Annotated in this window: 20 protein-coding genes and 4 tRNA genes; 22 read left to right on the top strand and 2 right to left on the bottom strand. The window is 71.2% G+C overall.

Annotated features, from left to right (window positions below; genetic code table 11):
- Positions 1 to 72 precede the first annotated feature (72 nt).
- Complete coding sequence (locus KSK32_RS07860; RefSeq protein ID WP_216929874.1) at positions 73 to 1,332, top strand: MFS transporter; 1,260 nt, start codon at positions 73 to 75, stop codon at positions 1,330 to 1,332.
- Positions 1,333 to 1,443: 111 nt separating this feature from the next.
- Here KSK32_RS07860 and KSK32_RS07855 read toward each other — a convergent pair whose 3' ends face one another.
- Complete coding sequence (locus tag KSK32_RS07855; protein WP_216929867.1) at positions 1,444 to 2,859, bottom strand: MFS transporter; 1,416 nt, start codon at positions 2,857 to 2,859, stop codon at positions 1,444 to 1,446.
- A gap of 184 nt (positions 2,860 to 3,043) precedes the next feature.
- Here KSK32_RS07855 and KSK32_RS07850 point away from each other — a divergent pair, with 184 nt between their 5' ends.
- Both KSK32_RS07850 and KSK32_RS07845 read left to right on the top strand, forming a co-directional pair.
- Positions 3,044 to 3,226: an epoxide hydrolase N-terminal domain-containing protein gene (locus KSK32_RS07850; RefSeq protein ID WP_216929865.1), complete on the top strand. Its 183-nt coding sequence runs from the start codon at positions 3,044 to 3,046 to the stop codon at positions 3,224 to 3,226.
- A gap of 69 nt (positions 3,227 to 3,295) precedes the next feature.
- Entirely contained in the window at positions 3,296 to 3,925 is a 630-nt protein-coding gene (locus KSK32_RS07845; protein WP_216929864.1) for a hypothetical protein, read from the top strand.
- A gap of 52 nt (positions 3,926 to 3,977) precedes the next feature.
- Here KSK32_RS07845 and KSK32_RS07840 read toward each other — a convergent pair whose 3' ends face one another.
- Positions 3,978 to 4,472 carry a YajQ family cyclic di-GMP-binding protein gene (locus KSK32_RS07840; RefSeq protein ID WP_216929862.1) on the bottom strand — a complete coding sequence of 165 codons (495 nt, stop codon included), beginning with the start codon at positions 4,470 to 4,472 and terminating at the stop codon, positions 3,978 to 3,980.
- A 147-nt stretch (positions 4,473 to 4,619) separates the two neighbouring features.
- Between KSK32_RS07840 and KSK32_RS07835 the strand changes: the two genes are divergently transcribed.
- The 19 genes from KSK32_RS07835 to rplL all read left to right on the top strand — a co-directional run bounded on the left by KSK32_RS07835 (position 4,620) and on the right by rplL (position 17,906).
- Positions 4,620 to 4,703: transfer RNA gene (locus tag KSK32_RS07835), tRNA-Tyr, on the top strand.
- Positions 4,704 to 5,142: 439 nt separating this feature from the next.
- The gene (locus tag KSK32_RS07830; protein WP_216929859.1) at positions 5,143 to 5,727 is read left to right on the top strand and encodes a GNAT family N-acetyltransferase; all 585 of its coding nucleotides are present in this window, start codon (positions 5,143 to 5,145) and stop codon (positions 5,725 to 5,727) included.
- Positions 5,728 to 6,418: 691 nt separating this feature from the next.
- Positions 6,419 to 6,922 (top strand): DUF4265 domain-containing protein, encoded by a 504-nt coding sequence (locus KSK32_RS07825; protein ID WP_216929857.1) that lies wholly within the window; start codon positions 6,419 to 6,421, stop codon positions 6,920 to 6,922.
- 762 nt (positions 6,923 to 7,684) lie between these two features.
- The gene (locus KSK32_RS07820) at positions 7,685 to 7,822 is read left to right on the top strand and encodes a hypothetical protein (protein WP_216929855.1); all 138 of its coding nucleotides are present in this window, start codon (positions 7,685 to 7,687) and stop codon (positions 7,820 to 7,822) included.
- A gap of 49 nt (positions 7,823 to 7,871) precedes the next feature.
- Positions 7,872 to 10,394 (top strand): bifunctional diguanylate cyclase/phosphodiesterase, encoded by a 2,523-nt coding sequence (locus KSK32_RS07815; RefSeq protein WP_216929853.1) that lies wholly within the window; start codon positions 7,872 to 7,874, stop codon positions 10,392 to 10,394.
- A 96-nt stretch (positions 10,395 to 10,490) separates the two neighbouring features.
- Positions 10,491 to 10,563, top strand: a tRNA-Thr gene (locus tag KSK32_RS07810).
- A 25-nt stretch (positions 10,564 to 10,588) separates the two neighbouring features.
- Positions 10,589 to 10,661, top strand: a tRNA-Met gene (locus tag KSK32_RS07805).
- A gap of 132 nt (positions 10,662 to 10,793) precedes the next feature.
- Positions 10,794 to 10,961 carry a 50S ribosomal protein L33 gene (gene rpmG / locus KSK32_RS07800; RefSeq protein ID WP_013288652.1) on the top strand — a complete coding sequence of 56 codons (168 nt, stop codon included), beginning with the start codon at positions 10,794 to 10,796 and terminating at the stop codon, positions 10,959 to 10,961.
- A 119-nt stretch (positions 10,962 to 11,080) separates the two neighbouring features.
- Positions 11,081 to 11,527 (top strand): MaoC family dehydratase N-terminal domain-containing protein, encoded by a 447-nt coding sequence (locus tag KSK32_RS07795; protein WP_091041138.1) that lies wholly within the window; start codon positions 11,081 to 11,083, stop codon positions 11,525 to 11,527.
- A gap of 4 nt (positions 11,528 to 11,531) precedes the next feature.
- On the top strand, positions 11,532 to 11,924 hold the full coding sequence (locus KSK32_RS07790; protein WP_216929851.1) for a MaoC family dehydratase: 393 nt from the start codon (positions 11,532 to 11,534) through the stop codon (positions 11,922 to 11,924).
- Between the two features lie 127 nt (positions 11,925 to 12,051).
- Positions 12,052 to 12,124 (top strand) — tRNA-Trp (locus KSK32_RS07785).
- A 213-nt stretch (positions 12,125 to 12,337) separates the two neighbouring features.
- Positions 12,338 to 12,730, top strand: coding sequence for a preprotein translocase subunit SecE (gene secE / locus KSK32_RS07780; protein WP_216929849.1), 393 nt, complete (start codon positions 12,338 to 12,340; stop codon positions 12,728 to 12,730).
- 35 nt (positions 12,731 to 12,765) lie between these two features.
- Positions 12,766 to 13,488 (top strand): transcription termination/antitermination protein NusG, encoded by a 723-nt coding sequence (nusG, locus tag KSK32_RS07775; protein ID WP_073828961.1) that lies wholly within the window; start codon positions 12,766 to 12,768, stop codon positions 13,486 to 13,488.
- A gap of 185 nt (positions 13,489 to 13,673) precedes the next feature.
- Positions 13,674 to 14,105: a 50S ribosomal protein L11 gene (rplK, locus tag KSK32_RS07770; RefSeq protein WP_013288647.1), complete on the top strand. Its 432-nt coding sequence runs from the start codon at positions 13,674 to 13,676 to the stop codon at positions 14,103 to 14,105.
- 88 nt (positions 14,106 to 14,193) lie between these two features.
- Positions 14,194 to 14,910: a 50S ribosomal protein L1 gene (gene rplA / locus KSK32_RS07765; RefSeq protein WP_216929847.1), complete on the top strand. Its 717-nt coding sequence runs from the start codon at positions 14,194 to 14,196 to the stop codon at positions 14,908 to 14,910.
- Between the two features lie 82 nt (positions 14,911 to 14,992).
- Positions 14,993 to 15,919 (top strand): ATP-binding cassette domain-containing protein, encoded by a 927-nt coding sequence (locus KSK32_RS07760; protein WP_216929845.1) that lies wholly within the window; start codon positions 14,993 to 14,995, stop codon positions 15,917 to 15,919.
- Positions 15,916 to 16,605 carry a hypothetical protein gene (locus tag KSK32_RS07755; RefSeq protein WP_216929843.1) on the top strand — a complete coding sequence of 230 codons (690 nt, stop codon included), beginning with the start codon at positions 15,916 to 15,918 and terminating at the stop codon, positions 16,603 to 16,605. The genes KSK32_RS07760 and KSK32_RS07755 overlap by 4 nt, the downstream gene beginning before the upstream one ends.
- 315 nt (positions 16,606 to 16,920) lie before the next feature.
- Positions 16,921 to 17,466 (top strand): 50S ribosomal protein L10, encoded by a 546-nt coding sequence (rplJ, locus tag KSK32_RS07750; protein ID WP_216929841.1) that lies wholly within the window; start codon positions 16,921 to 16,923, stop codon positions 17,464 to 17,466.
- A 53-nt stretch (positions 17,467 to 17,519) separates the two neighbouring features.
- On the top strand, positions 17,520 to 17,906 hold the full coding sequence (rplL, locus tag KSK32_RS07745) for a 50S ribosomal protein L7/L12 (RefSeq protein WP_018784545.1): 387 nt from the start codon (positions 17,520 to 17,522) through the stop codon (positions 17,904 to 17,906).
- Positions 17,907 to 18,192: the final 286 nt, after the last annotated feature.

Genomic DNA, 18,192 nt, shown 5'->3' with positions numbered 1-18,192 from the left:
ACCACCGTTCCGGCCAGCAGGGGCGTTAGGGTCGAAGGCTGAGTCACTCGTTACTTCCCGGAGGTGCACACCGTGGCCGCACTGCGCCAGTACCAGGGCGTCTGGCGGATCCCCGGCGCGCCGATGCTGCTGATCCTCGGCATCATCGGCCGGCTCGGGATCGGCATGACCCCGCTGGCGCTGCTGCTCGTCGTGGAGCAGGTCACCGGCCGGTACTCCCTGGCCGCCGTCGCCGGCGGCATCTACGCGCTCTCCGGCGCCGCGCTCAGCCCGGTCGCCGGCCGGATCGCCGACGGGGTCGGACCCGCCCCCGTCCTGCTGGTCACCGCGCTCGCCCACCCGCTCGCCCTGATCGGGCTGCTCGTCGCCACCCGTTCCGACAGCGGCAACGTCGGGCTGATCTACCTGGCCGCTGGCCTGGCCGGCGCCACGTATCCGCCGCTGACCGCCGCGATCCGGGGCGCCTGGAACGACCTCACCGCACCCGCCACCGGCCGGGCGCACCTGCGCAACACCGCGCTCGCCGCCGAGACCACGCTGTTCGAGGTCGTGTTCGTGGTCGGCCCACTGCTGGTGGCGGGCTTCGTGCTGCTCGCCGACGCCTCCGCCGCGCTCGTCGGCGCCGCGGTGGTCACCCTCGTGGGCACCGGTACCGTCGCGCTCGGCCGGGTCATGCGCGGCTGGCGCCCACACGCGCGTGAGCACCACGCCCGGGGCCTCGGCCCGCTGCGGCTCGGCGGCTTCCCCGCGCTGCTGCTCTGCGTGGCGAGCCTCGGCATCGCGTTCGGCGCCTCCGGCGTCATCGTCCCGGCCTTCGCCGGGAACTCCGGCGCCGACGACCCCGAGAGCCTGGCCGGCGTGCTGCTCGCAGTCTGGGGCATCGGCAGCGCCATCGGTGGTTTCTGGTTCGGCGTACGCAAGCCCGCCGCCAACATGACCCGCCAGTTCGCCTGGCTGCTCGGCACCGTCGCGGCCAGCCTCATCGTCTTCGCGTTCATTCCCGACCCGACGGCGCTGGGCGTCGCGCTGGTGCTCGGCGGCGCGGCCATCGCACCCGCTCTCACCCTGGAGAACACACTCGTCGGGCGGATCACTCCGGCCGGCATGCTGAACGAGGCGTACACCTGGGTGGTGACCATGTCGGTCGCGGCGAGCGCCGCCGGCGGCTCGATCGCGGGCCTGATCATCGACCACGCCGGTGGCGTCTCGTGGGCGTTCGTCTTCGCCGGGGCGGCGGTCGCCGTCGGGGCCGCGGTCGCCGCGCTGCCCGGTGGCCCGATCGCCCGGGCCGAGGCCACAGCGGTACGCGCCGAGCAGTCGCTCGCCGCCTGACCGCTCACCCGCCGGCGGTCACCACCCGCTCCACGCCGCCGTCCATGCCCACCTCCCGTGTCCGCTCTCACCACACGACACCCCGATGCGGCTGCCGCGGTTGCACCCGGATCAGGGCGCGCCGGGTCGTACTCGATCCGGCGCGTCCACCCGGCCGGGCTGGTCGCGGGGGCCCGTCGCCCACGGTCCGGTCCGCCTCGTGGACCGCGCTCCGGGGCCGGGGCTTGCGGCGGCCGTTGCGGCGGCCAGGCTCAGCGCGAGGATCGTCACCGCGCACGCCAAGAGCGTGGGGCGTGCCCCGAGCAGCGCGGTCGCCGGACCGCCGAGCATCGTTCCCAGCGGCACCGCCAGCACGGTGACCGCACCCTTTGCCGACAGCACGCGGGGGAGGTCCACGGTGCCGACGCGGCGCTGGAAAAGCGCTGTCGCGGTCGGCTGATAGGGCGCCCAGACCAGGCCGGCGAGCGCGAACGCGGGCAGCGACAGGACGACCGGCGCGCCCAGGCCGAGCGGGAGCAGCGCGGCGCCGAACAGCGCGACGATGCCGGCGAGCGTGGTCCGCAGCGGCCGTCCGCGCAGGTGGCCGGTGAGCAGCCCGCCGAGCAGCGACCCGACGCCGAACGCGGTGTAGTAGGCCGCGAGCGTCCCGGCGGAGGCGCGCAGGTCGTCGGTGACGTGCACCGGCATGGCCACGTAGAACGGTCCGAAGAGGAAGAAGAACGCGAAGGACAGCGACAGCAGGCCGAGCAGCGACCGGTCCCGCGCGATGATCCGGAATCCCGACGTACGCGACGGTCCGGCCGTCGGGCCCTCGTGGCGGTCTCCGCCCTCGCGGTCTCCGTCCTCGTGCTGGTCTCCGGCCTGGTGGCGGACGCTGCCTTCACGGCGGGCGCCTTCACTCCGGACGGCGCTTTCACGGCGGACGGCCGGGACGACGAGGCGGTAGCTGACGGCCAGCACGGCGAAGCTGACCGCGTCGATCGCGATCACCCACACCGCGCCGGCCCAGGCGATGAGGAGACCGGCGAGCGGCGGGCCGACGATCGTCGCCGCCTGGCCGAACACCCCGAGCAGCGCGTTCGCGGCCAGGTGGTGCCGCTGCGGCAGCAGCTCGGCCACGAGCGTGAAGCGACCGGCCGACCCCCACGGATGCAGGAGCGAGGACACCGCGAGCAAGGCGACGTAGAGGCCGACGTCCAGCACCCCCGCGAGGTGGGCGGCCGGGATCGCCCCCAACGCGGCGGCCCGCACGGTCGCGTCCCAACCGGCGAGCTGGGCCCCGCTCCGTCCACCCAACCACCGTCCGAGCAGCAGCGTGCCGGCCGCTCCCGGCAGCGTGTACGCCGCCACCGCGAACGCCGTCCAGGTGCCGCGCTGCCCCTCGGGGGCGAGTTGCAGGGCCAGCCACGTCACCGCGACCAGGGCGAGCCCGTCACCGAGAGCGGAGGTCGCGAGTCCGGGCAGCAGCCGGCGCAGCACCGGTTGACCGAGCACCGGGCGATAGGGGAGGAGCATCGCGGGCGTCATGGCTCCCACCCGACCGCATGCCCGGCCCGTACCCCAAGGAAGTCGCCTGACGGCAGAAACAGGGCCGGAAACGGTGGCAACCGGCGGGACCGTCGTTCCGGCCCGGCAGGCGTCCGGCCCCTGCCAGACTGATCGTTCCCGCCGGTGTTCCGCGCCCGTCCACTCGACGCGAAAGGTGCAGGCCATGGCCACCGACGACATCCGCCCCTTCCGGCTCGACACGCCGGACGAGACCATCGCCGATCTGCACCGCCGGATCGCGGCGACCCGCTGGCCCAGCCGTCCGTGCCCGGCTACGGCTTCTCCGGCGCGCCGACCGAACCCGGCTGGGAGAACGGCCGCATCGCCGCCGCCTGGGCCGAGCTGATGCGCCGCCTCGGCTACACCCGCTACGTCGCCCAGGGCGGCGACGTGGGGGGCCGCGGTCACCGACGCGATGGCCCGCCAGGGACCGGACGGGCTGCTCGGCGTCCATGTCAACCTGCTCGCCGGGGCGATCGACCTCAAGGACGAGCTGCCGGCGAAGTCCGAGCAGGAACGCGCGGCCCACGACGCACTCCAGCTGTTCACGACGGCCGGGTTCGGCTACTTCCTGGAGCAGACCACCCGGCCGCAGACCATCGGCTACTCGCTGCTGGACTCACCCGTCGGGCTGGCCGCCTGGATGCTCGACCACGACACCGACAGCTACTACAAGATCTCCCGCGCGTTCGTCGACGGCACACCGGTCGGTGGCCTGACCCAGGACAGCGTCGTCGACAACATCACGCTCTACTGGCTGACCGGCACCGGCGCCTCGTCCGCCCGGCGGTACTGGGAGTTCGGCCGGTTCCTGGCCGCCGCCAAGGAGGCCGGCCAGGCCCGGCCGCCGGCCAAGGTGCCTGTCGCGTTCACCGCGTCCCCCGACGAGATCTGGGCGGCGCCGCGCAGCTGGGTCGAGGCGGTCTACCCCGGCGTCGCGTACTTCAACGAGGTCGACACGGGCGGGCACTTCGCCGCGTGGGAGGAGCCGGAGCTGTTCGCGGCCGAGATGCGGGCCGCGTTCCGGCCGCTGCGGGGCCGCTGACCCGCGTCGTGGCCGGTGACCGGCCCGGTCACCGGCCACGACACGGTCGTGCTCACCGGTAGTTCGTGAACTGGAGAGCCAGCCCGAAGTCCTCGCCCTTGAGCAGCGTGATGACGGACTGGAGGTCGTCCTTCTTCTTGCCCGTGACGCGGAGCTGGTCGCCCTGGATCTGCGCCTGCACGCCCTTCGGGCCCTCGTCGCGGATCTTCTTGCTGATCGCCTTGGCCTTGTCCGAGTCGATGCCCTGCACCACCTTGGCGTCGATCTTGAAGATCTTGCCCGACTGCCGGGGCTCGCCGGCGTCGAGCGACTTCAACGAGATGTTCCGCTTGACCAGCTTCTCCTTGAAGACGTCCAGCGCGGCCCGGACCCGCTCCTCGGTCTCCGCCTGGAGGCTGATCGCCTCCTCGCCCGACCAAGAGATCTCCGCGCCGGTGCCGCGGAAGTCGAACCGCGTCGAGAGCTCCTTCTCCGACTGGCGGACGGCGTTGTCGACCTCCTGCCGGTCGACCTTGCTCACGATGTCGAACGACGGGTTCGCTGCCATGCTCATGCTCCTGCTGTCCGGCGGTCTGTCCTGGTCCGTCCCGCGCTGACCAGCGTGGGACCTCCTGACGGTACCCGGTTGCGGCAGTGCCGGGGGCAACCGCTATCCTTGCTTCCGCTGCCGCGTTGCGACGCGGTGGTGTGCCCTGGCGGGTTGCCCGAGCGGCCAATGGGAGCGGACTGTAAATCCGTCGCGAAAGCTTCAGAGGTTCGAATCCTCTACCCGCCACCAGGTGCACAAAGAGGCCCCTGACCAGCGAGAACGCCGGTCAGGGGCCTCTTCTGTGAGTCTCGCTCGGTCTCGCTCCAGCCCGCTCGATCTCGCTGGCTGTGTCATATGCGTGTCACCGAGATCAAGCCGATCCGGCGCCCCTCGCCAGTCTGTCTAGAGGGACAGCCGCACGAGTCCGGTCACGGCTCCGATGACCATGGCGAGACCGGTGAACACTCCCGGTAGGGCGGGAGAGTTCCCGATGCCGAGCGACGCGGTGGGCAACGATCCGTCCTGGGGCAGCCGGATCCGCCGCCTGAGTTCACCCGGGCCTGACGGCCGCCGCCGGCGCCCGCCGGAAAGTGGTCGGCGGCTCCAGCGTGGGTTGTTAGGGTCGCTCGGTGCCGCGGTCGTCGACGGCCGCCATCCGCCAGCCCAGCCTGTTTAGGAGTCACACCGAGTGCAACTGACCTGCCCGCCATCGATCCGCGACGGCGACATCGTGATCCGGCCGCACAAGCCTGCGGACCTGGACGCCTTCGCGCGCTTCCTGACCGACCCCGACGCCACCCGGTACATGGCGTTCACCCCAGAGCAGAAGTCCGTCGAGGGCGCGCGGGCCATGCTCGACTACGTCATCTCGTCGTACGGCACCGAAGACGAGGTCCTGTCCCTGACCATCGCCGACGCCTCCGACGACAGCTATCTCGGTTCGGTGGGTGCCGCCCCGACGGAGGCTCCCGGCGTCGTTGAGATCTACTTCACCGTCCTACCGGGCCGGCAGAGCCGGGGAGTGGCGACCCGGGCGGCGACCCTGCTGTTGGACCACCTTGTCGCCCAGCCCGGCGTCCGGGAAATCCGCGCCGACACCGTTCGGGACAACCACCCGTCCATCCGGGTGCTGCAGAAGCTGGGCTTCCAGTCGGCCGGTCGGATCGACCGACAGGCAGCCGAAGGGAACCTCGCGCACGTGGCGATGTCAGGAGTTCGCCAGACCCTGGACCCTGAGCGGTGGCGGGCCGCTCGTCGCCGGTCCGGTGGCTGACCCGGTCGGTACGTGGGCCTAACTTGATCTTCAACCTCCTGAGGTCCTGCGTGAACCCCGGCCGATCACGGAAGCAGCCCTTGGTTGATGATCTTTTTGTCTATAGGTGCTGACCGCTCCCAGCAGAGGGGGCGAGCGCCCGGAGCTAGCTGTGTGCGGGTTGGTGTCTCTGTGTCGTATCCGTGACGCCAGCCGGGCACTTGATGGTGTTTCCGCTGGCCGCAGCGCGCGAGTAGCGTTCTGTGAATCCGTAGCGAAAGCTACAGAGGTTCGAATCCACTACCCGCCGCCAGGTGCGGATGCGGCCCTTGACCAGCAGGAATGCTGATCGGGGGCCGTTGTCATTCGTCTGGCGGAGTGCCGGCTGAGTCCAGCCGTCTACGACTTGTCGTGGACAGATCGCGGACGGGTCGATCTCGCTGCCGAGGACGCTCCTGCGGTCAGGAACGCTGATGTCGGTCAGCGTGCCCGACTGCCGGGAACCGGGCGGGTAGCGACCGGCTGACGGCTCGGCGCTGGTGCGCTGCCTGCCGCGTCGGGCGGCCCGAGGGCAAGCCAGTCCGGGAGTTGGACGGCGCGGCAGTCGGCAGCTCCGACCCGCGACGGGCGACCGGTTCGGCTTCCGTGCCGCCTGGCCGCGATCGCGCTTGAGGTGAAGTAAGAGTTTCCTACACCAGGGATGATGTCGGCTATGCCCTTTCCTGCCCCAGACCGGGATCTTCCTGCCGGAGACCAGCTCATCAAGATCTGGTTCAAGTTCGTCCCGCGGGAAGGCTGGCTGCCCTACGACACAGAGGGCCTGTGGGGTGTCGCTGCCGGTCCTGGCATGGCTCGCATCTGCAACGTTCCGTTCCTTCAGGACGGTGTGGCTGAGGGAGACGTCGTGCGGTTCACCATGGGCCCTGACGGACTTCGCTGGGCAACCGGACGGGTCGAGGCGTCGGGCAACTGCACGGTCAGAGTCCTGCCGAGGCCCCGTGGCCCGCTCGGGCCAAGCGCCGAAGCCGTCTACGACCGCCTGGCGCCCTTCGGCCTCGGCGGCGAGACGTTCAGCATGGAACTGCCTCTTGTCGCTTTCACCGTGCCGGGTAGTGCAGATCTCCCCGCGATCAAGGCTGTCCTGCAACAGGGCGAGGCGGAGGGCTGGTGGAGCTTCGAGGTCGGGTGTGCCACCGACGACTGGGAAACAGCCTGAGCAGCGTGAAACAAGCTCCTTGATCCCGGCGCGGATGGGGGCGGGTGGGGATGCCCGCGCTGCCGCCGCCCACCCAGGTGATCATGAAGTTGACGGTGTCTGGTGCCCGATTTATCGCCGCCGACTTCATGATCGAGACGGTGGGGCGGTGGGCGGGCGGCCCGGGCCGGCACCCCCTGCGGTCAAGCGCCTCCGCCGGCCGTCGTCTTCGAGGCATTCAGTGAGCCCGACCGTGATCCGGCACGCCCGTGGCCGCGGTTGCTCGACGACGAAACAGCGGTCGCGGATCCTGCGCCGCGAACGCCCGGTCCTCGTCGTCCGGTCATCGCTGTGGTCGAAGCGCCCCGACGCGCAGGTGCGTTCCGATCTCGTGTCCGACGGTCGGTTCCGGCGTGAATGAGGGAATCGTCCTCTGGCGTTCATGACGCAGGCAGGTATGGTGGTCAATGCCCGCGGGTCCGGTGGCGTTCCACCGGGGCGGATCGGCCGGGCGGAGCCGGCCGGGCGGCCCGGGCTGGTGGTGTGGGCTTTCGCGTGACTTGATCCCCTTCGTGGGTGAAGGTGGGAATCCGCAGTGGACGAAGCGGCTGAACCCCCTGCACCCCCGTGACCTGGCTGCGTGTCGCGGTCGGCCGGGCCGAACGGCGGAACCTGACAGCTACTCGGGCTGGGCGCGCCCTCTCCGCTTTTCTGCCCCCCGGCGTTGTGGCACGATCGGGAAACCTTCACCATCCCTGTGGCAATCTCCCGACAGGAGCAATCATGTCTGGTCGAACGCTGGGCCGCCTGTTCGGCTCGCTCCTCGTGCTCGCCGCCGTCGCAGGCGCCTTCGGCGTCATCCCCGGCACTGGTGGCGCGCAACTCGCCGACATCGTCTGGACGATGGGCGCCCTGCGCTGAATCATCGAGCCGTCCGCCCCCGGCGGACGGCGTCTCGGGTAGGAGGGGCATGGTAGGCCAGGGCCGACCTCGCAGGTCGACGGAACGTGCCTGGCTCGTCACCGCCCCTCTGGCGCTGCTGGCGGTGGTCTTCAGCACCTGCGTCGCGCTGGTTGCCGATCAACCGTTCGGCGAGTGGCCGCTCGCCTTCGTGTTCTTCGTCGTCATGGCGGGGATCAGCTTCGCTGCGCTTAACGTCTACGTCCGGCGCCAGTCGGTGGGCGTGACGCTGACCGAGGTGCCACTCATCGTGGCGCTCTACTTCCTGCCCCCGTTGAGTGTCGTACTGATCTACACACTCTCGGTGCTGGTCTGGAGCGTCTCGCACCGCTTTGGCGCGGCGAAGCTGTGGTTCAACGTCGCCAAGGCCGCCGCCGCAACCTCGCTGGCCAGTCTCGTCCTCCTGGCGCTGCCGCCGCTGCGCAACGTCGGCCCGGGGACGTGGGGGTCGCTGTTCCTCGCCGTCTGCGTGGTCACGTTGGTCAGCCTCGTGAGCGTGGTCGGTGTGCACGTGCTGCTTCAGGGCTGGCCGGCCGGGCGGGACGCGCTGCGCAGCATGCCGACCGCTCTGCTCACCGCCGCCATCAACGTGGCGATCGGCCTGCTCGTCCTGATCGCCCTGCGGACGACGTGGTGGTCGGCCCTGCTGCTCGCCGCCCTCTTCAGCGGCCTGGTCCTGGTCTACCACTCCTACTCCCAGTTCTTCCGTCAGCATCGGACGCTGGCCGGGATGTACGAGCTCACCCGGCTCCTCGCCTCCGGCACCGAGCGGTCGCTCGCCGACATCCTGCTCGACCGGGTACGCGCGCTGATGCAGGCCGAGTACGCGACGCTCTGGCTGCCCGCCCAGGGCCGGCATCCCGAGGTGCTGCTCACCGCCCGGGTGGACACCCCCGGCCTGCTGGACCTGGCGCCGACCCCGGCGAGCCTGCGGCAGCAGGTGCGCAAGAAGGGTCGCACCCTCTCGTTCGGCCGCTGGCTCGGCGGCGATCCCGCGTTGCGGCAGACCGCGGGGGAGGAGCGGGTCAAGGACGCCATCGTCGTGCCGCTGCGTTCCGGTCAGGCTGTGATCGGCACGCTCGAGGTGACCAACCGGCTCAGCGACATCGGTCACTTCGCCCCCGGCGACATCCCCGTCTTCGAGACGGTGGCCGCGCACGCCGCTGTAGCGCTGGAGAACTCCCGCCTGGTCGACCGGCTGCGACACGACGCCGAGCACGACGTGCTCACCGGGCTGCCCAACCGGCGGCGCCTCACCTCGTCGGTGGCGGAGGCGGTCAAGATCCGCGCCCCGGGTGAGGTGGTGGCGCTGCTGCTCTTCGACGTCGACCGGCTCCGCCAGGTGAACGAGTCGCTGGGCCACGCCGCGGGTGACAAGGTGCTGGTCGAGGTGGCTGAGCGACTGCGCGCCTGCGCGCCCTCCTCGGCGCTCGTCGGCCGCGCCGGCGGTGACGAGTTCCTGGTGACGCTCCGGTTGGAGAGCGCCGAGGCGGCCCTGGAACTGGCGAACCAGATCCGGGAGCAGATCCGCGACGAGATGGTCTTCGACGCGCTCACCCTGGACGTGGACACGGTCGTCGGGGTGGCCGTCCACCCGGACCACGGCAGCGACGCGGTGGCGCTGCTGCAACGCGTCGACCTGGCGGCCACCGCGGCGAAGTCGGTACCGGGCAGCATCCAGCTCTACAGTCCGGCGCTGGAATCACGGTCGATGCGCCGGCTCGGCCTCGCCGGTGACCTGCAACGGGCGCTCGACGAGGGCGAGCTGGAGGTCTACTTCCAGCCCAAGGTCACGCTGCGGGACCGCCGCCTGGTGGGCGTGGAGTGCCTGGCCCGGTGGGAGCACCCGGCGCACGGCAGTGTCGCACCGGACGACTTCGTGGCGGTGGCCGAGCACACCGGTCAGCTCGGCCGGCTCACCGAGTTCGTGCTCCGGGAGAGCCTGCGGCGCAGCCGCGACTGGAGCCACGGCGAACAGCCGCTGTCCGTCGCGGTCAACCTCGCCGCGCGTACGCTCACCGACCAGCACTTCCCGGCGCTGGTACGCGATCTGCTGGCCGAGTACGGCGTACCGCCGCAGCGGCTGACGCTGGAGGTCACCGAGGCGGGTGTCCTGGACGGCACCGAACGTCCCATACCCACCCTGCGCAGCCTGCGTGACCTGGGTGTCCGGCTCTCGGTGGACGACTTCGGCACCGGCAACTCGTCCCTGGCGCAACTGCGCCGGCTGCCGGTGCACGAGGTGAAGGTGGACCGGTCGTTCGTGCAGGGCATGGCGACCGATCCGGGCGACCTGGCGATCGTCAACGCGGTGGTGACGCTGTCCCAGCAGTTCGGCCTCGCGGTGGTGGCCGAAGGCGTGGAGAGCGAGCTGACGTTGGAGCTGCTCCAGGACATCGGCTGTGAGATCGGGCAGGGTTTCCTGTTCAGCCGCCCCCTGCCGTACGAGCGGCTGGAGGCCTGGTTCGGCGCCCAGGTCGACCCGGAGACGGTGGTCGCGGGGGAGCTGCCGCGCCTGCGAGTTGTGCCCTGACCAGGGCTGACACTCACCTGGGGGATCCGATTTCACCTGCGCGACGCGGTCGTGTACTGTTTCCCCTGCGCGACACCCCCCGGGGTGATCGAGCAGGCCCCCTTAGCTCAGTCGGCAGAGCGTCTCCATGGTAAGGAGAAGGTCTACGGTTCGATTCCGTAAGGGGGCTCAGAGGGTCCGGCTGGACCCGCCACGGCGGTGTAGCTCAGATGGCAGAGCAAGCGGCTCATAATCGCTGTGTCGCCGGTTCAAGTCCGGCCACCGCTACTCTCGTCCTCCGGGCCCAGCCCGGTGGCCGGTGGGATGGGCGCCACAGGCGCCCACTTTGCATGTCCGCGTCGTCAGCGCGTACGCTGACACGCCGTAGTTGTTATCCGTGAGCGAGGAAGGCACTCCGCCGTGGCGAAGGCGACCGATGTCCGGCCGAAGATCACTTTGGCGTGTGTGGAGTGCAAGGAGCGCAACTACATCACGCGCAAGAACCGCCGTAACGACCCGGACCGCATCGAGCTGAAGAAGTTCTGCCCCCGGGACGGCAAGCACACCGTCCACCGCGAGACCCGCTGATCGGGGCCGGTGCAGCCGGCTCGCAGCAGCTTCTCGAACGCCGATCCACCTGACGGGTGGCCTCCGGGCCGCCCGACCGGGCGGATCGGCGTTCGTATTTTCCGTGTAGGTTCGGCGGCATGTCCCTGGACCCGTCCTTCGTCGGCCGGACGTACCCGCCGACCGCCCCCTATCAGGTGGGCCGAGAAAAGATCCGCGAGTTCGCCACCGCCGTCGGCGCGACCGACCCGGCTCACCACGACCCGGAGGCGGCCCGGGCGCTCGGCCACCCCGACGTGGTGGCGCCGCCGACGTTCCCGGTGGTCGTCACGATGGCGGCCAGCCGGCAGATCGTCGAGGACCCGGCGCTCGGCGTGGACTACAGCCGCGTGGTGCACGGCGACCAGCGGTTCGCGTACACCCGGCCGGTGGTGGCCGGGGACGAGCTGGTGTGCGTGAGCACCATCGAGGAGGTCACCACCCGGGGCGGGCACGGCTTCCTGACCACCCGCACCGATGTGAGCACTGTGGACGGTGAGCCGGTGGTCGCAGTGTGGTCCAAGATCGTCGTACGCGGGGAGGCCTGAGGACATGGAGCTGCCCACCCAGACGTACCGGGTGACCCGCGCGGACCTGGTCCGCTACGCGGGTGCCTCGGGCGACTTCAACCGGATCCACTGGAGCGACCGCACCGCCACCGCCGTCGGGCTGCCGGGCGTCATCGCCCACGGCATGTTCACCATGGCGCTGGTCGGGCGGGCGGTGGCCGGCTGGGCCGGCGCGCCGGACGCGGTGGTCGACTTCGGCGTCCGGTTCACCCGCCCGGTGGTCGTTCCGGACACCGACGAGGGCACCGAGATCGAGGTGTCGGCGGTGGTCAAGGAGGTCACCGATGCGGGCCTGACCAGGCTCGACATCACCGCCACCTGCCAGGGTGAGAAGGTGCTGTCGCAGGCTCGGGCACTGATCCGTTCGACGCGCTGAGGGTCCGCCCGACGCGCGAGGGGCAGACCGGTTGGGAAAGTCGCACGACTACCCGTACACTGGTCCGCCGTGGGGCAAGTGACCCCCGCTCGGCACAACATGTCCGGGTGGAGGTGAGTTGCCGCACAGGGGTGTAGCTCAATTGGCAGAGCAGCGGTCTCCAAAACCGCAGGCTGCAGGTTCAAGTCCTGTCACCCCTGCGCCTCAGGCCTGACCGTTCCGTGGGTCGCGCCGCCCTCACCGGTGGCGTCCGGCCCGTGGTGGTGGCACCGGTGGGGTGGTTCCGAGGCGTTCGGGCCCTCCCGGCCGGTCCGCCGGCCGCGGCCCGTCGCGGGACGGTTGGTCCGGCCGGCGTGACCAACACGCCGCGCACGCCGCCCGGCGTGCGACCCCATACCCGCACGGAGGGCGAAGTGGCCGAGAGCAAGCGCCGCGGCGAGGACGACGGCGACGAGCGTCTGAACGACGACGCAACCGTCGACGACGTGGCCGACGACGACGCCACCGACGCGGACGAGGCGGTCTCGCGGGGCGGCACCGCGACCCGTAAGCGGGCGCAGGCCGAGCCGGCCGAGGGCCGGAAGACCCGCAAGGACGCCGAGCGGATCGGGCTGTTCGCCCGCATCGCGCGGTTCTTCCGCGAGGTCGTGGCAGAGCTGCGTAAGGTCATCTGGCCGACCCGCAAGGAGCTGCTGACCTATACGGCTGTGGTGGTCACCTTCGTCGCGGTGATGCTGGCGATCGTGGCCGGCCTGGACTACGGCTTCGCCAAGGCGGTGCTGTGGGTCTTCGGCGAGCCCAGCTGACCTGCGGACAGCGATACTGACGGAAGTGAGCGAGCGTGCCTGAGTACGACGAGACCGCCGGAACCCCGGACGAGCAGTCCACGGTGGCGACGGCGGCCAACAACGAGTCAGTCGAGGCCGCCAGCGAGCCGGAGTTCCCGACCACCGAGCCGGCCCCGGACGAGGACTTCGACCCGGTCGCCGAGCTGCGCCAGAAGCTGCGCTACGCGCCCGGCGACTGGTACGTGGTGCACTCGTACGCCGGCTACGAGAACAAGGTCAAGACCAACCTCGAGACCCGGATCACCTCCCTCGACATGGAGGACTTCATCTACCAGGTCGAGGTGCCGACCCGGGAAGAGGTCGAGGTCAAGAACGGCAAGCGGTCGCAGGTCCAGGCGAAGGTCTTCCCGGGCTACATCCTGGTCCGGATGGAGCTGACCGCCGAGTCCTACTCCTGCGTCCGGAACACCCCGGGGGTCACCGGCTTCGTCGGCGCGACCGACCGGGCCGACCGGCCGGCGCCGCTGAGCCTCGACGAGGTGCTCAAGTGGCTGGCCCCGGCGGTCGAGACCGAGCAGAAGAAGGCCAAGCCCGAGGTCAAGGTCCTCGACTTCGAGGTCGGCGACTCGGTCACCGTCACCGACGGCGCGTTCGCGTCGCTGCCGGCGACGATCAGCGAGATCAACGCCGACCAGCAGAAGCTCAAGGTGCTGGTGTCGATCTTCGGCCGGGAGACGCCGGTCGAGCTGAACTTCAACCAGGTCGCCAAGATCTGACGTACGTCGGCACCGGCGGTCACCCTGGAAAGGGTGGCCGCCGGTGCGGCGTTTCGACGACCGCCGACCTCGGCGAAAACCCGGTAGAGGTTTGCGCTACCCTAGAACGTCGGCTGTCCGCACCGCGCTGACCGTGCGCGCCCGCGGACCGGCGAGAATCCCGGTTCCAAGCCCCAGGAAGAGACATGCCTCCGAAGAAGAAGCTCGTCAAGACGTTCACGCTTCAGCTGCCGGCGGGCCAGGCCACCCCGGCGCCGCCGGTCGGCCCCGCGCTCGGCCAGCACGGCGTGAACATCATGGAGTTCTGCAAGTCCTACAACGCGCAGACCGAGTCCCAGCGGGGCGACATCGTCCCCGCCGAGATCAGCGTCTACGAGGACCGCACCTTCACCTTCGTGCTGAAGACCCCGCCCGCCGCCCGGCTGCTGATCAAGGCCGCCGGCGTGCAGAAGGGCTCGGGCGTCCCGCACAAGGAGAAGGTCGGCTCGGTCACCCGCGCCCAGCTGCGCGAGATCGCCGAGAAGAAGATGGCGGACCTCAACGCCAACGACATCGACCAGGCCGAGAAGATCATCGCCGGCACCGCCCGGTCGATGGGCCTGACCGTCGCCGACTGATCTCGCTTCACCGCTCCACCCGATCTTTCTGTTCGTGGGAGGGCCGCGCACGCCGCGCGCCCGCCAGAGACCACAGGAGTCACCAGAAATGCAGCGCAGCAAGAGCTACCGCAAGGCCGCCGAGGTCATCGACCGGTCGAAGCTCTACACCCCCGTCGAGGCCGTCAAGCTGGCCAAGGACACCACCAACACCAAGTTCGACGCCACGGTCGAGGTCGCGATGCGCCTCGGCGTCGACCCCCGCAAGGCGGACCAGATGGTCCGCGGCACGGTCAACCTGCCGCACGGCACCGGTAAGACCGCCCGCGTGATCGTCTTCGCCGCCGGCGCGAAGGCCGAGGAGGCCGTCGCCGCGGGTGCGGACGAGGTGGGCACCGACGAGCTGGTCGCCCGTATCCAGGGCGGTTGGCTGGACTTCGACGCGGCGATCGCCACGCCCGACCAGATGGCCAAGATCGGCCGGATCGCGCGGATCCTGGGCCCGCGCGGTCTGATGCCGAACCCGAAGACCGGCACCGTGACCATGGACGTCACCAAGGCCGTCTCGGACATCAAGGGCGGCAAGATCACCTTCCGGGTGGACAAGCACTCCAACCTGCACCTGATCATCGGCAAGGCCTCCTTCTCGGAGACCCAGCTGGTGGACAACTACGCCGCGGTGCTGGACGAGGTGCTGCGGGCCAAGCCGTCCGCGGCCAAGGGCACGTACCTCAAGAAGGTCACCCTCACCACCACCATGGGCCCGGGCGTCCCGGTCGACCCGAAGGTCGTGAAGAACTTCCAGGAGGGCTCGGCCGAGGGCTGAGCACGCGTACTCCCGAACGGGGCCCCGCCACCACGTCGTGGCGGGGCCCCGTCCGTTCGTCAGGTGTGGCACTCTCGGGCGCATGCGGCTCGACGGCGTCTGGCTCCGCTACCACAGGCACGGCCCGTGGGTGCTGCGGCAGGTCGACGTCGCGATCGGCAGGGGTGAGGCAGCGGTCGTGCTCGGCCGCAACGGCGCCGGCAAGTCCACCCTGCTCCAGCTCGCCGCCGGGGTGCTGCCCCCGAGCCGGGGCCGGGTGGCCGACCGGCCGTCGGTCGTCGGGTGGGTGCCGGAACGCTTCCCCGCCGACCAGCCGTTCACCGTCGGGGCCTACCTCTCCGCCATGGGCCGCGTCGCAGGCCTGCCCGGCCCCGCCGTCGACCGGGCGGTGCGCCACTGGGTGGAGCGACTGGGCCTGACCCGTTTCCACGACGTGCGCCTGCCGCGGTTGTCCAAGGGCACCGCGCAGAAGGTCGGCCTGGCGCAGGCGCTGCTGCGCCCGCCCGGCCTGCTGGTGCTCGACGAGCCCTGGGAGGGGCTGGACGCCACTGCCCGCGAATCGGTCCCCGAGATCATCGGCGAGGTGCTTGCCGACGGCGGCACGGTGCTGGTCAGCGACCACCGCGGCGAGACGGTCCGGCTGCCGGGCGCCCGGCACCTGTCGGTCGCCGACGGCACGGTGACCGAGGAGGCGTCGTCGGGCGCCGCGGCCGTCGCCGTGGTCGAGCTGGCGGTGCCGGCCGCCGGGCTGGCCGCCGCCGTCGCCCGCCTGCGCGCTGACGGCCACCAGATCCTTCGGGTACGCCAACACGCCGTCCCGCCCCCGGCCACGCACCCGGTGCCGGCCTCCGCCGGCCCGCCGGGCACCGGTCTGGCGCCCGGCGCTTCCGGCCCCGGGGCCGATGCCGGTTCACCGGGCGAGGACGGCCGATCCGGTTCCCCGGACCAGGCCGGCGCCGAGGCCGGGGACTCCGCCCGGCCCGGGCCGGCAGCGGAGGTGGCCAAGTGAGCGCGCTGGTCCGCCTGCGGCTGACCGGCTTCCTGCGTACCGGACGGGCGCTGGCGCCGGTCCTGGCCGGCCTGCTCGTCCTCGGCGTCCTCTACGGCGGTGGCCGGGCCCGGCCGGCGGAGGCCTACGGCGTCTCCGCCGTGGTGCTGTTCCCGGTGCTGGCGTGGCAGACCAAGATCCTGCTGGACGTGGAACCCGACGTGCAGCGCCGGATGGCCCGGGTGGTGGTCGGGCCGGCCCGGGAACGGATGGCCGGGCTGCTCGCGGCGCTGGTGGCCGGGCTCGCCGTGGTGCTCGTCGCGCTGGCGCTGCCGTGGCCGCTCGGCGGGGTCACCGCGACCGTCGGGCCGGGGGAACGGCCGGTGCTCGTCGGGGTCGCGCTCGGGCTCTGGGCCCACCTGCTCGCCCTGCCGGCGGCGGTGGCGCTCGGCGCGCTGGCCAGCCGGGCCGTGACCCGCAGCGCCGGGTACGGCGTGGCCGTGCTGGTCACCGGCGCGGTCGGGGTCGTGGTGCTCGGGCTCTCCGGCTCGGTCGCCCCCTGGGTGGTCCCGCCGGTGATGGCGACCGCGCGGGCGGTCACCGGGCCGGTCGCGGCCGGGGCCGGCCTGCTGCTCACCGGCTGGGCGGTGGCCTGGACGGCGGTGGCGCTGACCGGCTACGGGTGGGCGCGGCGCACCCGGGCCTGAGCCCTGGTGACCGGGAGCACCCCGGGGGATTTGGTGCTGCGGCGCGCGTCGCGTAACCTGGTGCGGTAGTTCCACCCAAAGACCGCTGGTCACCGTGCTCCGGCACGGTCGAAGGTTCCGCGACGACGGGCGACCCGCGCAGGGCGGTAAGCGAAACTCGGTGTCACGCACGGTCCGCCGACTGTGCCCGTGTCCCGGCCCTCGCCCCGTGCGCCCTGCGCCGGGGCTTTTTCGTTGTCGTGATGCCTCTGCCGCCGTCGTCGAGCCCCGGCTCGCCGCCGGCGTACCAGCTCCGAGCAACGAGAGAGGAGGGACATGGCGGACAAGCCGATCCGGGCCGACAAGGCCACGGCCGTCGCCGAGCTGACCGAGAGCTTCCGCAACGCGGGAGCGACCGTGCTGACCGAGTACCGCGGGCTCACGGTTTCGCAGCTCACCCAGCTGCGGCGCTCGCTCGGCAAGGAGACCAGCTACACGGTCGCGAAGAACACGCTGGCGAAGCGTGCCGCGGTCGATGCGGGCATCTCCGGCCTCGACGAGCTGTTCTCCGGTCCTACCGCGCTGACTTTCGTTTCGGGCGACGTCGTCGAGGCGGCGAAGGGGCTTCGCGACTTCGCGAAGGCCAACCCGAAGCTCGTCATCAAGGGCGGTGTCTTCGAGGGCAAGGCCATTTCCGCGGCCGAGGTCACGAAGCTCGCCGACCTGGAGTCCCGCGAGGTGCTGCTGGCCAAGCTGGCCGGCGCCATGAAGGGCAACCTGAGCAAGGCCGCGGCCCTGTTCCAGGCTCCGCTCGCCAAGACCGCGCGTCTGGCGGCCGCCCTGCAGGACAAGCGCGAGAAGGAGGGCGCCGAGGCGGCCTGAGGCCACCCGGCGCACCCACGTTCTTAGTTTTCACTTGAGAAAGGACGCCAGACATGGCGAAGCTCAGCACCGACGAGCTGCTCGACGCGTTCAAGGAGATGACGCTGATCGAGCTCTCTGAGTTCGTGAAGCAGTTCGAGGAGACCTTCGAGGTCACCGCCGCCGCTCCGGTCGCCATGGCCGGCCCGGCCGGTCCGGGTGCCCCGGCCGCCGAGGCCGAGCCGGAGAAGGACGAGTTCGACGTCATCCTCGACGCCGACGGTGGCAAGAAGATCCAGGTCATCAAGGTCGTGCGCGAGCTGACCGGCCTGGGCCTCAAGGAGGCCAAGGACCTGGTCGAGGCCGCTCCGAAGGCCGTCCTGGAGAAGGCCAACAAGGAGACCGCCGAGAAGGCCAAGGCCAAGCTCGAGGGCGAGGGCGCCAAGGTCACCCTCAAGTGACCTTGCGGTTGACCTGACGCGCGTTCGGCTCACGTGAGCCGGGGCACATCGCGTCGCGGCGGGCGGTGATCCGGGAGACCGGGTCGCCGCCCGCCGTGTTGGTGCCACCCGTCGCGGACGGCGTGAGCAGGGCGTACAGCGTCCTCTCATCGGCCGGTCAGGGACGGCTGTCGGTAGCCCGTCGGTGGGAAAGACACCCCGAGCGGTAACCGGCCCTTGACGCGGCACCGACCCGCCAGGCACGCTGAACATCAGCAAGACCTTCCGCGCTTGCAACGGCCGCCTC

This window comes from Micromonospora sp. WMMB482 (genome assembly GCF_019038635.1).
Lineage (GTDB): Bacteria > Actinomycetota > Actinomycetes > Mycobacteriales > Micromonosporaceae > Micromonospora > Micromonospora marina.
Note: the sequence above shows the minus strand (reverse complement) of the source record. Positions and strands in the feature narration are given on the sequence as shown.

Coding starts and splice junctions, on each gene's coding strand:
- KSK32_RS07790 (WP_216929851.1), top strand. CDS start 11,532: ATGGAGCTGCCCACCCAGACGTACCGGGTGACCCGCGCGGACCTGGTC.
- KSK32_RS07850 (WP_216929865.1), top strand. CDS start 3,044: ATGGCCACCGACGACATCCGCCCCTTCCGGCTCGACACGCCGGACGAG.
- KSK32_RS07855 (WP_216929867.1), bottom strand. CDS start 2,859: ATGACGCCCGCGATGCTCCTCCCCTATCGCCCGGTGCTCGGTCAACCG.
- KSK32_RS07760 (WP_216929845.1), top strand. CDS start 14,993: ATGCGGCTCGACGGCGTCTGGCTCCGCTACCACAGGCACGGCCCGTGG.
- KSK32_RS07825 (WP_216929857.1), top strand. CDS start 6,419: ATGCCCTTTCCTGCCCCAGACCGGGATCTTCCTGCCGGAGACCAGCTC.
- KSK32_RS07795 (WP_091041138.1), top strand. CDS start 11,081: ATGTCCCTGGACCCGTCCTTCGTCGGCCGGACGTACCCGCCGACCGCC.
- KSK32_RS07840 (WP_216929862.1), bottom strand. CDS start 4,472: ATGGCAGCGAACCCGTCGTTCGACATCGTGAGCAAGGTCGACCGGCAG.
- rplK (WP_013288647.1), top strand. CDS start 13,674: ATGCCTCCGAAGAAGAAGCTCGTCAAGACGTTCACGCTTCAGCTGCCG.
- rplL (WP_018784545.1), top strand. CDS start 17,520: ATGGCGAAGCTCAGCACCGACGAGCTGCTCGACGCGTTCAAGGAGATG.
- KSK32_RS07820 (WP_216929855.1), top strand. CDS start 7,685: ATGTCTGGTCGAACGCTGGGCCGCCTGTTCGGCTCGCTCCTCGTGCTC.
- rplJ (WP_216929841.1), top strand. CDS start 16,921: ATGGCGGACAAGCCGATCCGGGCCGACAAGGCCACGGCCGTCGCCGAG.
- KSK32_RS07845 (WP_216929864.1), top strand. CDS start 3,296: ATGGCCCGCCAGGGACCGGACGGGCTGCTCGGCGTCCATGTCAACCTG.
- KSK32_RS07815 (WP_216929853.1), top strand. CDS start 7,872: ATGGTAGGCCAGGGCCGACCTCGCAGGTCGACGGAACGTGCCTGGCTC.
- rplA (WP_216929847.1), top strand. CDS start 14,194: ATGCAGCGCAGCAAGAGCTACCGCAAGGCCGCCGAGGTCATCGACCGG.